The sequence below is a fragment of the Microbacterium sp. NPDC077644 genome (genome assembly GCF_040702785.1).
Taxonomy (GTDB): Bacteria; Actinomycetota; Actinomycetes; order Actinomycetales; family Microbacteriaceae; genus Microbacterium.
Genome location: NZ_JBFBME010000001.1, coordinates 1,007,435 through 1,020,176, shown reverse-complemented (window position 1 = coordinate 1,020,176; position 12,742 = coordinate 1,007,435). Strand labels below are relative to the sequence as shown.

At 67.7% G+C, this 12,742-nt stretch carries 13 protein-coding genes and 4 tRNA genes; 11 read left to right on the top strand and 6 right to left on the bottom strand.

Annotation, left to right across the window (positions count from 1 at the left end):
* Positions 1–91: 91 nt before the first annotated feature.
* From zapE to AB0269_RS04915, 4 genes are all read left to right on the top strand, one after another.
* Positions 92–1,123: a cell division protein ZapE gene (zapE, locus tag AB0269_RS04930; RefSeq protein WP_366210135.1), complete on the top strand. Its 1,032-nt coding sequence runs from the start codon at positions 92–94 to the stop codon at positions 1,121–1,123.
* Positions 1,124–1,239: 116 nt separating this feature from the next.
* Positions 1,240–2,478, top strand: coding sequence for an ammonium transporter (locus AB0269_RS04925; protein WP_366210134.1), 1,239 nt, complete (start codon positions 1,240–1,242; stop codon positions 2,476–2,478).
* A 33-nt stretch (positions 2,479–2,511) separates the two neighbouring features.
* A complete protein-coding gene (locus tag AB0269_RS04920) occupies positions 2,512–3,066 on the top strand; it encodes a type II toxin-antitoxin system PemK/MazF family toxin (protein WP_366210133.1) in 555 nt (184 codons plus the stop codon).
* 86 nt (positions 3,067–3,152) lie between these two features.
* Entirely contained in the window at positions 3,153–3,542 is a 390-nt protein-coding gene (locus tag AB0269_RS04915; RefSeq protein WP_366210132.1) for an SPW repeat protein, read from the top strand.
* A 64-nt stretch (positions 3,543–3,606) separates the two neighbouring features.
* Here AB0269_RS04915 and AB0269_RS04910 read toward each other — a convergent pair whose 3' ends face one another.
* The 3 genes from AB0269_RS04910 to AB0269_RS04900 all read right to left on the bottom strand — a co-directional run bounded on the left by AB0269_RS04910 (position 3,607) and on the right by AB0269_RS04900 (position 4,383).
* Complete coding sequence (locus tag AB0269_RS04910; RefSeq protein WP_366210131.1) at positions 3,607–3,990, bottom strand: hypothetical protein; 384 nt, start codon at positions 3,988–3,990, stop codon at positions 3,607–3,609.
* Positions 3,987–4,178 carry a hypothetical protein gene (locus AB0269_RS04905; protein ID WP_366210130.1) on the bottom strand — a complete coding sequence of 64 codons (192 nt, stop codon included), beginning with the start codon at positions 4,176–4,178 and terminating at the stop codon, positions 3,987–3,989. The genes AB0269_RS04910 and AB0269_RS04905 overlap by 4 nt, the downstream gene beginning before the upstream one ends.
* Before the next feature lie 129 nt (positions 4,179–4,307).
* Positions 4,308–4,383 (bottom strand) — tRNA-Val (locus AB0269_RS04900).
* Between the two features lie 150 nt (positions 4,384–4,533).
* On the opposite strand from AB0269_RS04900, the gene AB0269_RS04895 reads away from it, so the two are divergent.
* The 3 genes from AB0269_RS04895 to AB0269_RS04885 all read left to right on the top strand — a co-directional run bounded on the left by AB0269_RS04895 (position 4,534) and on the right by AB0269_RS04885 (position 4,831).
* A tRNA-Gly gene (locus AB0269_RS04895) sits at positions 4,534–4,605 on the top strand.
* 56 nt (positions 4,606–4,661) lie between these two features.
* Positions 4,662–4,732 (top strand) — tRNA-Cys (locus AB0269_RS04890).
* A gap of 27 nt (positions 4,733–4,759) precedes the next feature.
* Positions 4,760–4,831: transfer RNA gene (locus AB0269_RS04885), tRNA-Val, on the top strand.
* 81 nt (positions 4,832–4,912) lie between these two features.
* On the opposite strand, the gene AB0269_RS04880 is transcribed toward AB0269_RS04885, so the two are convergent.
* Positions 4,913–6,268 carry a deoxyribodipyrimidine photo-lyase gene (locus AB0269_RS04880; protein WP_366210129.1) on the bottom strand — a complete coding sequence of 452 codons (1,356 nt, stop codon included), beginning with the start codon at positions 6,266–6,268 and terminating at the stop codon, positions 4,913–4,915.
* Between the two features lie 218 nt (positions 6,269–6,486).
* Between AB0269_RS04880 and thrS the strand changes: the two genes are divergently transcribed.
* A complete protein-coding gene (gene thrS, locus AB0269_RS04875) occupies positions 6,487–8,424 on the top strand; it encodes a threonine--tRNA ligase (protein WP_366210505.1) in 1,938 nt (645 codons plus the stop codon).
* A gap of 27 nt (positions 8,425–8,451) precedes the next feature.
* Positions 8,452–8,988 (top strand): HIT domain-containing protein, encoded by a 537-nt coding sequence (locus AB0269_RS04870; protein ID WP_366210128.1) that lies wholly within the window; start codon positions 8,452–8,454, stop codon positions 8,986–8,988.
* Here AB0269_RS04870 and pdxY read toward each other — a convergent pair.
* Positions 8,981–9,832, bottom strand: a complete 852-nt coding sequence (gene pdxY, locus AB0269_RS04865) for a pyridoxal kinase PdxY (RefSeq protein WP_366210127.1) — start codon at positions 9,830–9,832, stop codon at positions 8,981–8,983. The two genes, AB0269_RS04870 and pdxY, sit on opposite strands and share 8 nt — an antisense overlap.
* Positions 9,833–9,861: 29 nt before the next feature.
* A complete protein-coding gene (locus AB0269_RS04860) occupies positions 9,862–11,184 on the bottom strand; it encodes an aminotransferase class I/II-fold pyridoxal phosphate-dependent enzyme (RefSeq protein WP_366210126.1) in 1,323 nt (440 codons plus the stop codon).
* A gap of 79 nt (positions 11,185–11,263) precedes the next feature.
* Here AB0269_RS04860 and pdxS point away from each other — a divergent pair, with 79 nt between their 5' ends.
* A complete protein-coding gene (pdxS, locus tag AB0269_RS04855) occupies positions 11,264–12,163 on the top strand; it encodes a pyridoxal 5'-phosphate synthase lyase subunit PdxS (RefSeq protein ID WP_366210125.1) in 900 nt (299 codons plus the stop codon).
* Positions 12,153–12,737: a pyridoxal 5'-phosphate synthase glutaminase subunit PdxT gene (pdxT, locus tag AB0269_RS04850; protein WP_366210124.1), complete on the top strand. Its 585-nt coding sequence runs from the start codon at positions 12,153–12,155 to the stop codon at positions 12,735–12,737. The genes pdxS and pdxT overlap by 11 nt, the downstream gene beginning before the upstream one ends.
* The last annotated feature ends 5 nt before the right edge of the window (positions 12,738–12,742 follow it).

Below are 12,742 nucleotides of genomic sequence, written 5' to 3'. Positions count from 1 at the left end.
CAGGACGGCGTAGTGTTGACCCGTCCCCTCGACCCTAGAGCCGTTCGGTGCGCCCGGCGCCGGATCCGTAAGACTTCGACACAGGAATCGCATGACCGAACCGATCCACCTCACCTCGCGCGAACCCGTCGTCACGGGACCCGAGATGCTGGCGAGCCTCGTGCCGCCGCCGCAGTTCGACGGCGCCACCTTCGACAGCTATCGATCCGATGACGCCTATCCGTCGCAGGCCGAGGCGAAGGAACTGCTGCAGCGGTTCGCCGGCCGCGGCGCCCCCGCGAAGAAGGCCGGATTCTTCAGTCGTGCGAAGAAGGAGCCGGATATGAAGCCCGGCGTCTACCTCGACGGTGGATTCGGCGTGGGCAAGACGCATCTGCTTGCGTCGATCTACCACGCGATGCCTGCGCGACGGAAGTACTTCGGCTCGTTCATCGAATACACAGCGCTCGTCGGCGCGCTGGGCTACAAGAACACCGTCGATCTGCTGCGCGGCGCGGATCTGCTCTGCATCGACGAGTTCGAGCTCGACGACCCGGGCGACACGATGGTCATGACCCGGCTGCTCGGCGAGCTCGTCACATCGGGCACGCGCCTGGCGGCGACCTCGAACACGCCGCCGAACGCGCTCGGCGAGGGGCGGTTCGCCGCGCAGGACTTCCTCCGCGAGATCCACGCGATGTCGGACAGCTTTCAGACGATCCGCATCGACGGCGTCGACTTCCGCCAGCGCGCGCTCGACGGCAAGGCCGTCGTCCTCGACGACGCCGCCTATCAGCGCGAGCTCTTGGCGACCGAAGGCACGGCGTCCGACGACGCGTTCGCCGACGTGGTCCGCCACCTCGCGAAGGTGCACCCTTCGCGGTACATCCGCCTCATCGACGGCGTCTCGATGGTGGGACTGCGCGACGTCCAGGTTCTGACCGACCAGTCCGAGGCGCTGCGGTTCGTGGCGTTCGTCGACCGCGTGTACGACGCGCAGGTGCCGATCATCGCCACCGGCACATCCCTTGACCAGGTCTTCGCGGAGGAGATGCTCGGCGGCGGATACCGCAAGAAGTACCTGCGCGCCATATCGCGGCTGAACGCGCTGACTCATTCTGCGCAGCTGCAAAGCGCGCCGTAACGCGATGTTCACACGGGCGCCTGCGCTGTAACACCCTCGAAACGGGGAGCGCGCATTCCGGAAACGGAGCCTCGTCACACTGAAGCTCTCAACTACTTCGGATGTGAGGTTTTCCTATGGATGCTCCCGGCAACATCTCCTGGGGTATTACCGCCACGGCGCTCGTGCTGCTCATGACGCCCGGCGTCGCCTTCTTCTACGGCGGACTCGTCAAGGCGAAGAGCGTCGTCAGCATGATGATGATGAGCTTCGGGTCGATCGGCCTCGTCGCCGTGCTGTGGATCCTGTACGGCTTCTCGATGAGTGCCGTCGACAGCCCGACCGCGTTCGCCGGCAACCCGTTCGCCGACTTCGGCCTGAGCGGACTCGCGTCGGGTGAAGGCTCGAACGTCGCGCTCATCGGCGTCGCGTACGGCGCCACGTTCGCGATCATCACCGTAGCCCTGATCTCCGGTGCCATCGCGGATCGTGCGAAGTTCGGCAGCTGGCTGATCTTCGCGGGCGTCTTCGCGACCGTCGGCTACTTCCCGATCGCCGCATGGGTCTGGGGCGGCGGCTGGATCATGGAGCTCGGCACGACGATGTTCGGCGCCGACAGCGGAATCGGCGTGATCGACTACGCCGGAGGAACGGCAGTCCACATCAACGCCGGCGCGGCAGCTCTCGCCCTCGCGCTCGTCCTCGGCAAGCGCATCGGCTTCCAGAAGGGCATCCTCAAGCCCCACAACGTGCCGCTGACGCTCCTCGGCGCCGCTCTGCTGTGGTTCGGCTGGTTCGGCTTCAATGCCGGTGCGGAGTGGCTCGCGGAGGACATGGGCGGTGTCGGCCTGATCGGTCTGAACACCCTGGGTGCCACCGCGGCGGCCATCCTCGGCTGGATCCTCATCGAGAAGATCAAGGACGGCAAGCCCACCTCGGTCGGCGCCGCATCCGGTGCCGTCGCCGGTCTCGTCGCGATCACCCCCGCCTGCGCCAACCTGACCCCCGGCTGGGCGCTGCTGCTCGGAGCGATCTCCGGTATCGTGTGCGCCCTGGCCGTCGAGCTGAAGTTCCGCCTCGGCTTCGACGACTCGCTCGACGTGGTCGGCATCCACCTGGTCGGCGGCCTCATCGGAACCGTGTACCTGGGCTTCTTCGCCACCGGCACCGGCCTGTTCGTGGGCGGCGACGCCCGCCAGCTGGTCGTCCAGGTGATCGCGGCCCTCGGTGTGCTGATCTACTCGTTCGTCGTCGCGTTCATCATCGGCTTCGCCATCCAGAAGACGATCGGGTTCCGCGTCACGAACGAAGACGAGATCGCCGGTGTCGATTCGGTGGTTCACGGCGAGGAGGGCTACGCGCTGGTCGACGCCTGAGCGCGACCGGATGCTGATCGATACAGTGACGGGGTGAGTTCCTCCCAGAACATCCTCGGTCAGCTCCTCGACCTCCTTCTGAAGTCGTTCAGCAGCAGGACGTCCCGGACTCCCCACGCAGAGGAGCCGGGACGTTCTGCTGCGTCCGTCCGCGCGGACGAGCCGGGGCGCATGCGGGGGAGAGAGACCGTTCGCATCGACCCGGACGGCATTCGCGGTCTGAAAGTCGAGTACTCGCCGTCGCGGGACGGCGCTCCCGATTCCGGCGAGGTGATCTGGACCTGGGTGCCGTACGAGGAGAACGACGGCCGCGGCAAGGACCGTCCAGTGCTCGTGATCGGACGCGAGTCCGCCGATCGCGTGTATGCCGTGCGGATGACCAGCAAGCCGCATGATCGAGATCGCGACTATCTGTCGATCGGCAGCGGGGGATGGGACTCCCAGGGACGCGAGTCCTGGGTCGACATCGAGCAGCTGTACAGCGTGCACGAGAGCGGGATGCGCCGCGAGGCGGCGGTCCTGGACCACGGGCGATACGATCGCGTGGCCGAAGCGCTGGTGCGCCGCTACGGGTGGGCCAGGCGCTGAGCGCGGCGCGATCCGATCCGAATCGCCGAGCGCTCCGAACTCTCTGTGTCAGCCGCTTCCCGCGGCCTCACGCAAGGAGGAGAATCATGCGCTTCATCCCCACCAAGGTCCACGGTGTCCTCGACTACCTCGTCGGCATCGCCCTGATCGTCGCCCCCTGGCTGTTCGGTTTCGCCGGCGTCGGCGGTCCCGCCGTCGTCATCCCGATCGTCCTGGGCGTCGGGCTCATCGTCTACAGCCTGTTCACGAAGTACGAATGGGGACCCTTCGGGTTCATCCCGATGCCGGTGCATCTCGTGTTCGACATCGTCGCGAGCCTCTTCCTCGCGCTGTCGCCGTGGATCTTCGGGTTCGCGGGCGCGGCGGTGAACGTCTGGCTGCCGCACGTCGTCGTCGGTGCCGCCGTCATCGTGGTCGTGATCTTCTCGAAGCCTCAGCCGGAGGGGACCGCGTCGCGGACCGCCGCGCGCGCCTGAGAAACGGGGGCCCCGGCGCGCATCTCCCCGTCGATGAGACGGGTGAGGTGCGCGCCGTGGTACGTCAGCGAGCCCGCGTGCTCCAGAGCGCCCACAGAATGAGCACCGGCTGCAGGAAGAGGCGGACGAGCCGCCTCGTGTCCGTGTCGAGCCCTGGAGCGGATCGGTGGGTGCGCCACTGCTCGATGTTTCCGGGGAAGACGGCCACGAAGAACACGGCGGTCGCCCAGCCGATGCGCCGGCGCTCCTTCGGCAGGGCGATGAGTCCTGTCGCGAGGGCGAGCTCTGCGGCACCGGATGCGACGACGACGCCGTCCTTGTCGAGCCCGGTGACGCGGGTGGCCCAGTCCGGGATGAGACCCCGGAACCCGCGCGTCTGCACGAAGTGCATGACGCCCATGAAGGCGAGACCGAGTGCAAGAGCCCACCGTGCGATGTGTCGGATCATCCGTTCACGGTACCTGCTTGCAGCGCGGCGCTGAGCCAGCGGGCGTAGAGGATCCAGGGGTCACCGCCTCGTCGCAGCGCGTTGATATGAGCCTCGAGATCCGGCGTGAAGGTGAACCACTCGCCGCCCTCGCGGATGGATGCGAATTCGCGGTGGCGCCGCTGTTCGATCATGCGACGCAGAACCATCGGTCGCGCCGACGCGCACCGCGGATGCCGCCGCAGAGCTGGCACGGACCGGGAAGCGCGGTGTCGTTCGGCATGCGCCGAGATTACGCGGAGGCAGGGACAACCGACTGGTCGATCGATGAGAAGATGTGGTGGGCGATGCCGGACTCGAACCGACGACCTCTTCCGTGTGAAGGAAGCGCGCTACCAACTGCGCCAATCGCCCAATGACCTGGGGTCGAGAATCGATACTACCGGAACGTTCGAGCCGCTCCGGACCATTCCGCCGGACACGCGCGAGATCCGTGTCCGGTTTTGCAGGTCGGGAATCATCGGCTAATGTTTTACAAGTGCCCGGGACGCCGGAACACGAAATGCGGATGTAGCGCAGTGGTAGCGCATCACCTTGCCAAGGTGAGGGTCGCGAGTTCGAATCTCGTCATCCGCTCGAGTGCAGGAGCCCCCGCAAGGGGGTTTCGGCATGTGGGTTCGAATCCACCTCGCGGTGGCGTGGCCGAGAGGCTAGGCACCGGCCTGCAAAGCCGTTTACACGGGTTCGAATCCCGTCGCCACCTCTCATACAATTGAACAAGCCCCAACGGGCGCGATTGGCGCAGCGGTAGCGCGCTTCCCTGACACGGAAGAGGTCACTGGTTCGATCCCAGTATCGCGCACACTTTGAAACCCTCGGTTCGCCGAGGGTTTCTTCGTTTGACGGGGCGGTGAATCCGCTCCCGCGTTCATCAGGCTTGTCCTCAGTCGGGAGCGTCAGCCCTGCCGGCCCGTTTGACGATGTCATACGCAGCGAGCGCGGCCTTGCGGGTCTCGCCGAGATCGACGATCGGCGTCCGGGGAGCGTCCGCCGCCCACTGCGTCGTGTACAGTCCCTGCGGGTCGAACTTCTTGGCCTGCAGTTCCGGATTGAAGATGCGGAAGTACGGGGCGGCGTCGACACCTGAACCGGCGACCCATTGCCAATTGAACGGGTTGTTCGCCCCGTCGGCGTCCACCAGAGTGTCCCAGAACCACTGCTCGCCGTGCCGCCAATCGATGAGCAGATTCTTCGTGAGGAACGAGGCGGCGACCATGCGCACGCGATTGTGCATGAACCCGGTTCGCCAGAGCTCGCGCATACCGGCGTCGACGAAGGGGACGCCGGTCTCGCCGCGCTGCCACGCGGACAAGTGCGTCGGTTTCATCCTCGGCCACGGGAACGCGTCGAACTCCCGGCGCAGGTTGCGGGTTGCGAGGTCCGGATGGTGGTATGTCGTGTGCCAGGCGAACTCGCGCCATCCTAGTTCGGACAGGAATCCGCCGGCGCCCTCAGCAGCGATCGCCTCCTGCCACACGGTGTACGGGCTGATCTCGCCCCAGCGCAGGCGGGGTGACAGCATCGAGGTGGAGCCGGCAGACGGTACGTCTCGAGCGTCGTCGTATGCTGTCAGATCCTCGGTGAGGAAAGACCGTAGCCGCGCGCGTGCCGCGGGTTCGCCGGGCTCCCACGTCTCGCGGAGACCCTCGGCCCAGTCGGGGCGGGTCGGGAGCAGTTTCCAGTCGTCCAGATCGTCGGATGCCGGTGAGCGACGAACCCCGTCGATGGACCGTGGCTCCGGCAATGGCGCGCGCGGCGCGGGCAGCGCAAGACAGGCGCGCCAGAACGGAGTGAACACCGAGAAGTGCGTGCCGTTTCCGGTCCTCACCGTCCACGGCTCGTGCAGCAGCGAGGCCGCGAACGATGTGACTTCTCGCCCTTCCGCCCGCAGAGCATCCTTGAGCGCGGCATCCACGGCGCGCTCTGCTCCGCCATACCGCCGATTCCAGAACACCGCACCGGCGTCGGTGTCCGTCACCGTCTCATGCAGCACACGGGCGGCGGGTCCTCGACGCAGCACCAGAGACGCGCCGACACTCTTCAGCCGCTCGGTCAGGGAGGCGAGCGAGTAGTGGAGCCACCACCGGGCGGCGCCCCCCAGCGGGCGAAAACCGGGGGACTCCTCGTCGAGAATGAACAGCACGACGACCGGCTCGTTCCTGTCGATCGCTGCCCTGAGCGCGGGGTTGTCGGCCAGACGAAGATCGTCGCGGAGCCAGACAAGCGATGCGGAAGACATCTCCCCATTGTTGCGAACGCTGCGGCTGAGTCCGGGAACCCACGCGAAGTCCCGACACTTCGCGGTGATCCGCCAGGGCCGCGGGCGCGCGGTCCGCCCTCGGAGGGCGAGTAGCCTAGAGGGCGACCCAGATGGAGTGACCTGTGCCTGAAATCGACGAGCCCGCCGCCGCCGCCCGCGACGGCTTCGCCCTGTTCTCTGACCGATCCGTCGTCGCGATGCGCGTGAACGGCGAGCTCAGGGATCTCGCGACGACCCTGACCGAGACCGACGACGTCGAGCCGGTCACGATCGACAGCGAAGACGGGCTCGCGATCCTGCGGCACTCGAGCGCTCACGTCCTCGCCCAGGCGGTGCAGCGCATCAACCCGCAGGCGAACCTCGGCATCGGACCGCCGGTCACCGACGGCTTCTACTACGACTTCGGCGTCGAGACCCCGTTCACACCCGAGGACATAAAGGCGATCTCGAAGGAGATGCAGCGCATCATCCGCGAGGGCCAGCGGTTCGTCCGTCGCGTGGTCACCGAGGACGAGGCACGAGCGGCGATGGCCGATGAGCCGTTCAAGCTCGAGCTCATCGACCTGGCCGGCGGGCCCGGCTCGGGCGCGAACGCGGCCGAGGGCGCCTCGGCGGAGATCGGCGCCGGCGACCTGACGATCTACGAGAACACCACCCGCGACGGCGAGGTCGTCTGGAAGGACCTCTGCCGCGGCCCGCACCTCCCGAGCACCCGCATGATCGGCAACGGCTGGGACCTCACCCGCATCGCCGCCGCCTACTGGCGCGGCAGCGAGAAGAACCCGCAGCTGCAGCGCATCTACGGCACCGCATGGCCGTCGAAGGACGAGCTGCGCGCGTACCAGCACCGCCTCGAGGAGGCCGCCAAGCGCGACCACCGCCGGCTCGGCAAGGAGCTCGACCTGTTCTCGTTCCCCGAGGAGATCGGCTCGGGCCTGAGCGTCTGGCACCCCCGCGGGGGCGTCGTGCGCGGTGAGATGGAGCAGCACGCCCGCAAGCGCCACATCGAGGGCGGCTACACCTACGTGTACACGCCGCACATCTCGAAGGAGGACCTCTTCCTCACCTCGAACCACCTCGTCACCTACAAGGACGGGATGTTCCCGCCGATCGTCATGGACGAGGAGCGCGACGACGAGGGCAACATCACCAAGCAGGGCCAGGACTACTACCTGAAGCCCATGAACTGCCCGATGCACATCCTCATCTACAAGGAGCGCGCGCGCAGCTACCGCGATCTGCCGCTGCGTCTGGCCGAGAACGGCACGGTGTACCGCAACGAGCTCTCCGGCGCTCTGCACGGCCTCACCCGCGTCCGCGGCTTCACCCAGGACGACTCGCACCTGTTCGTCACCCCGGATCAGCTCGAGGAGGAGGTCGGCAAGGTCCTGGAGTTCATCCTGTCGATGCTGCGCGACTTCGGCCTGACCGACTTCGAGCTCGAACTCTCGATGAAGGACGATGAGAAGTCCAAGTGGATCGGCACGGACGAGTTCTGGGAGAGCTCGACCGATGCGCTGCGCCGGGTGGCCGTCGCATCCGGACTGAAGCTGACCGAGGTACCGGGCGAAGCCGCCTTCTACGGGCCCAAGATCGACCTGAAGACCCGTGACGCCATCGGTCGCACCTGGCAGCTGTCGACCGTCCAGGTCGACCCGAACCTGCCTGACCGCTTCGACCTCGAGTTCATGGACCGCGACGGTCAGAAGAAGCGGCCGATCATGATCCACCGCGCGCTGTTCGGGTCGATCGAGCGCTTCTTCGCCATTCTGCTCGAGCACTACGCCGGCGACTTCCCCGTCTGGCTCTCGCCGGTGCAGGTCGTCGGCATCCCCGTCGCCGAGGACTTCACCGACTACCTCGGCGACGTGATCCGCACGCTGCGCGAGAGCGGCGTGCGCGCCGAGCTCGACACGTCCGACGACCGGATGCAGAAGAAGATCCGCAACCACACCACCGGCAAGGTGCCGCTCATGCTCATCGCGGGTGAGAAGGACCGGGATGCCGGGACGGTCTCGTTCCGCTTCCGCGACGGCACGCAGCAGAACGGCGTGCCGATCGCGGATGCCGTGGCCCGGATCCGCGCGGCGATCGACTCGCACGCGCTCGTGCACACGGTCGAGGACCTCGCGTGACCCTTCGACAGGCTCAGGGACCGATTCGTGACTGAGGCAGAGGATGCCGGGCATCTCGCCGGCGTTCCCGACGAGTTCCAGCGACTGTGGACGCCGCACCGAATGGCGTACATCCAAGCGGGGCCCGAGCCGCTGCGCGAGGAGTGCCCGTTCTGCGAGGCTCCGAAGCATCCCGATGCGGAGCGCCTGATCGTCGCCCGCGGCGAGACGGCGTACGTGCTGCTGAACCTGTTCCCGTACAACTCGGGGCACCTGCTCGTCTGCCCGTACCGGCACATCGCGACCTACGACGAGGCGAGCCCCGAGGAGGTCGCCGAGATCGGCGCACTGACTCAGACCGGCATGCGGGTGCTGCGCGAGGTGTCGAACTGCGACGGCTTCAACCTCGGCATGAACCAGGGCGCCGTCGCCGGCGCCGGCGTCGACGCGCATCTGCACCAGCACATCGTGCCGCGCTGGCGCTCGGACGCGAATTTCTTCCCGATCATCGCGAAGACGAAGGCGCTGCCGCAGCTGCTCGGCGACGTCCGCGAGGCCGTCGCGAACGCCTGGCCGACTACCTGACCTGACGCGCGGCGAACTGCATCTTCGGGTGCGCGTAGGACTCCTGCGCCTCGATGAGCGCCAGCTCGCGCTCACCCGAGTCCAGAGTCAGCGTCAGCAGGTCGAACACGCTGGACGCCGTGCGCTCCAGCGCCACCTGCGCGCTCCGGGTCGCGACGTAGTGCGCCGTGAACAGCGCCGCGGTCACATCGCCCGAACCGTTCGCCTTCATGGGCAGGAACGGCGTCTGCACGATCCATGCGCCCTGGTCGTCGACCGCGAGCATCTCGATCGTCCCCTCGTCGCGGTCGGGGCGCTCGACGCTCGTCACCAGCACGGTTCGGGGTCCCATGGCGCGGGCGAGATCCACGGACTCAAGGGTCGATTCGAGCGTGTCCGGCTCCGTGCGGGTGAGGAAGCCCAGCTCGAACTGGTTCGGGGTGATGATGTCGGCGACGGGGACGACCTTCTCGCGCAGGAGCTCGGGGATCGCCGGCGCCACGAAGCATCCGCTCTTCGCATTGCCCATCACCGGGTCGCACGCGTAGACGGCGTCCGGGTTCGCGGCCTTCACCCGGGCGACGGCGTCGATGATCACGTCGCCGATGCCCTCGCCGCCCTGGTATCCGGAGAGGATCGCGTCGACCTGCCCGAAGACGCCGCGCTCCTCGATGCCGGTGATGACGTCGCGGACGTCAGCAGGATCGATGAGCGGTCCGCGCCAGGCGCCGTAGCCGGTGTGGTTGGAGAAGTTCACGGTGTAGACCGGCAGAACGTCGACGCCGATGCGCTGCAGCGGGAAGACGGCGGCGGAGTTGCCGACGTGACCGTAGGCGACAGCGGACTGGATCGAGAGGATCTTCATCCCTCGATCCTCTCACCCGCGCCGCATGATCACCGCACAGCGCCGCTGATGTCTGCCGCCAGCTGTTCGGCGTCCTCATCGCTCAGTGCATGAACGGTGAGACGCATGTGATGGGAGGGGCCTGCGCCCTCGTCGAGAAGGAACTCGTCGCCGGTGCGCGCCAGCCATCCGCGACGCATCAGCTGCTCCGAGACAGCGCGGGCCGGACGCGGAAGCCCCACCCACAGATTCATGCCGTCGACGTACTCGGCGTCGATTCCGTGGTCTCGGAGGCGGGCCGCGAACGCGCGGTTGCGTTCCGCGTAGTGGGCGCGGGCCTCGCGGATGGTCGCGGCGGACGTCTCGTCGGTCAGCATGCCGATCGTCAACCTCTGCAGCAGATGACTCACCCACGTGGTGCCGGGGCTGAGGCGCATCGCGAGGCGCTCAGCCGTCTCGGGATCGGTCGCCGCGATCGCCAGGCACATGTCGGGCCCGAGGAACTTCGACACCGATCGCAGCAGCGCGAACCGTCGGTGCTCCGGGCCGATCAGGCTCTCGTACGGCCGCTCGGACAGCATCGAGAAGTGGTCGTCCTCGATGATCAGGACATACGGATGCTCCGAGAGCAGTGCGCGCAGAGCAGCAGCCCGTTCGGGGGAGAGACTGACACCGGTCGGGTTCTGAGCGCGCGGTGTGGAGATGACGGCCCGCACTCCGGCATCGAGCGCCGCGCGCAGCCCGTCGACGGTCATGCCCTCGTCGTCGACGGGCACGGGCACGGCGCGGTAACCGCCCAGACGAACCGTGTGGATGCTGGCGAGGAAGCACGGGTCCTCCAGCGCGACCGCGTCGTCGCGCATCAGAGCCTGCGCGAGCAGGCGCTCGACGGCATCCACCGCTCCGCTCGTGATCGTCACGCGGAAATCCGGCGCCTGGAGGTCGGGGGCGACCCACTCGCGCGCCCACGCGTCGAGCGACGGATCGATGACGGGCTCGCCGTAGAGGACGGGGCGGCCGAGCACACGACTGAGCACGTTCGACGGATCGGGGATGAGAGCGGGGTCCGGGTTGCCGGTTCCGACGTCGCGCAGCACGGTGTCCTGCGCATATCCCTCCTGCGCCACGGCGTCGTGCTCGACGAGCATGGTCCCTGCGCGGCCGCGGGTGACGACGAGCCCGGCCTGCGAGAGCTGACGGTAGGCGGCGACCGTGGTGTTGCGGTTGACGCCGAGGCGAGCCGCGAGCTCGCGGACCGGTGGCAGCACCGTGCCGGGGGAGAGCACGCCGCGTTCCCGCATCTCGCGCACGCTGGTGGCGATCTCGCTGGCCGTTCGCCCGGTGATCTGCTCGTTCACGACACCTCCCGTCATCCGAGTCTAGGGTGCGGTCGCGCGGTGGTATCTTTTGGCATAGATCAAAAGCACGTTTGGATGCACGAAGGGATCCACCATGGCCGCAGAGCAGAACACCACCACCGGGTCGGCCCGCGTCAAGCGCGGACTCGCCGAGATGCTCAAGGGCGGCGTGATCATGGACGTCGTCACCGCCGAGCAGGCGAAGATCGCCGAGGACGCGGGAGCCGTCGCGGTGATGGCCCTCGAGCGCGTGCCCGCCGACATCCGTGCACAGGGCGGGGTCTCGCGCATGAGCGACCCCGACATGATCGACAGCATCATCGACGCCGTCTCCATCCCCGTGATGGCGAAGGCGCGCATCGGGCACTTCGTCGAAGCGCAGGTGCTGCAGGAGCTCGGCGTCGACTACATCGACGAGTCCGAGGTGCTCTCGCCCGCCGACTACGTCAACCACATCGACAAGTACGACTTCACCGTGCCGTTCGTGTGCGGCGCCACGAACCTCGGCGAGGCGCTGCGGCGCATCAACGAGGGGGCGGCGATGATCCGCTCCAAGGGCGAGGCGGGCACCGGCGACGTCTCGGAGGCGATGAAGCACATCCGCAAGATCCGCGGCGAGATCGCGGCCCTCGGCGCACTGTCCAAGGACGAGCTCTACGTCGCCGCCAAGGATCTGCAGGCGCCGTACGAGCTCGTCGCCGAGATCGCCGAGACCGGCGAGCTCCCCGTCGTGCTGTTCGTCGCCGGCGGCGTGGCGACCCCCGCGGATGCCGCGATGATGATGCAGCTCGGTGCGGATGGCGTGTTCGTCGGCTCGGGCATCTTCAAGTCCGGCAACCCCGCCGCGCGCGCCGCCGCGATCGTCAAGGCGACGACCTTCTACGACGACGCCAAGGTGATCGCGGACGTCTCGCGGGGCCTCGGCGAAGCCATGGTCGGCATCAACGTGTCGGACCTGCCGGCCCCGCACCGCCTCGCCGAGCGTGGCTGGTAGTCCGCGCGTCGGCATCCTGGCCCTGCAGGGCGACGTGCGAGAGCACGAGCACGTCCTGCAGGCGCTCGGAGCCGACACTCTGCGCGTCCGGCGCCCGGAAGAGCTCGATCGTGTGCAGGCGCTCGTCATCCCCGGCGGTGAATCGACCGTGATCGACAAGCTGTCGCGCACGTTCGGGCTCCGAGGCCCGATCCGCGCGGCCATCGCGGACGGCATGCCGATGCTCGGCACGTGCGCCGGACTCATCATGCTCGCGGACACCGTGATCGATGCGATCGACGGGCAGGAGTCGTTCGGCGGGCTCGACGCCGTCGTCCGACGCAATGCCTTCGGGCGGCAGGTCGACTCCTTCGAGGCGGAGCTCGTCACGTCCGGCATCGAGGGCGATCCCGTGCGCGCCGCCTTCATCCGCGGTCCCGTGATCGAAACGGTGGGCGGTTCGGCCTCTGTCCTCGCCTCGCTCCCGGACGGACGCATCGTCGGCGTGGAGCAGGGCGGTCTCATCGGGCTGAGCTTCCATCCCGAGATCAGCGGCGAGGATCGCTTCCACAGGAGACTGCTCGCCGCCCTGTAGCGTGT

Coding starts and splice junctions, on each gene's coding strand:
- zapE (WP_366210135.1), top strand. CDS start 92: ATGACCGAACCGATCCACCTCACCTCGCGCGAACCCGTCGTCACGGGA.
- AB0269_RS04925 (WP_366210134.1), top strand. CDS start 1,240: ATGGATGCTCCCGGCAACATCTCCTGGGGTATTACCGCCACGGCGCTC.
- AB0269_RS04915 (WP_366210132.1), top strand. CDS start 3,153: ATGCGCTTCATCCCCACCAAGGTCCACGGTGTCCTCGACTACCTCGTC.
- AB0269_RS04910 (WP_366210131.1), bottom strand. CDS start 3,990: ATGATCCGACACATCGCACGGTGGGCTCTTGCACTCGGTCTCGCCTTC.
- AB0269_RS04905 (WP_366210130.1), bottom strand. CDS start 4,178: ATGGTTCTGCGTCGCATGATCGAACAGCGGCGCCACCGCGAATTCGCA.
- AB0269_RS04880 (WP_366210129.1), bottom strand. CDS start 6,268: ATGTCTTCCGCATCGCTTGTCTGGCTCCGCGACGATCTTCGTCTGGCC.
- thrS (WP_366210505.1), top strand. CDS start 6,487: ATGCGCGTGAACGGCGAGCTCAGGGATCTCGCGACGACCCTGACCGAG.
- pdxY (WP_366210127.1), bottom strand. CDS start 9,832: ATGAAGATCCTCTCGATCCAGTCCGCTGTCGCCTACGGTCACGTCGGC.
- AB0269_RS04860 (WP_366210126.1), bottom strand. CDS start 11,184: ATGACGGGAGGTGTCGTGAACGAGCAGATCACCGGGCGAACGGCCAGC.
- pdxS (WP_366210125.1), top strand. CDS start 11,264: ATGGCCGCAGAGCAGAACACCACCACCGGGTCGGCCCGCGTCAAGCGC.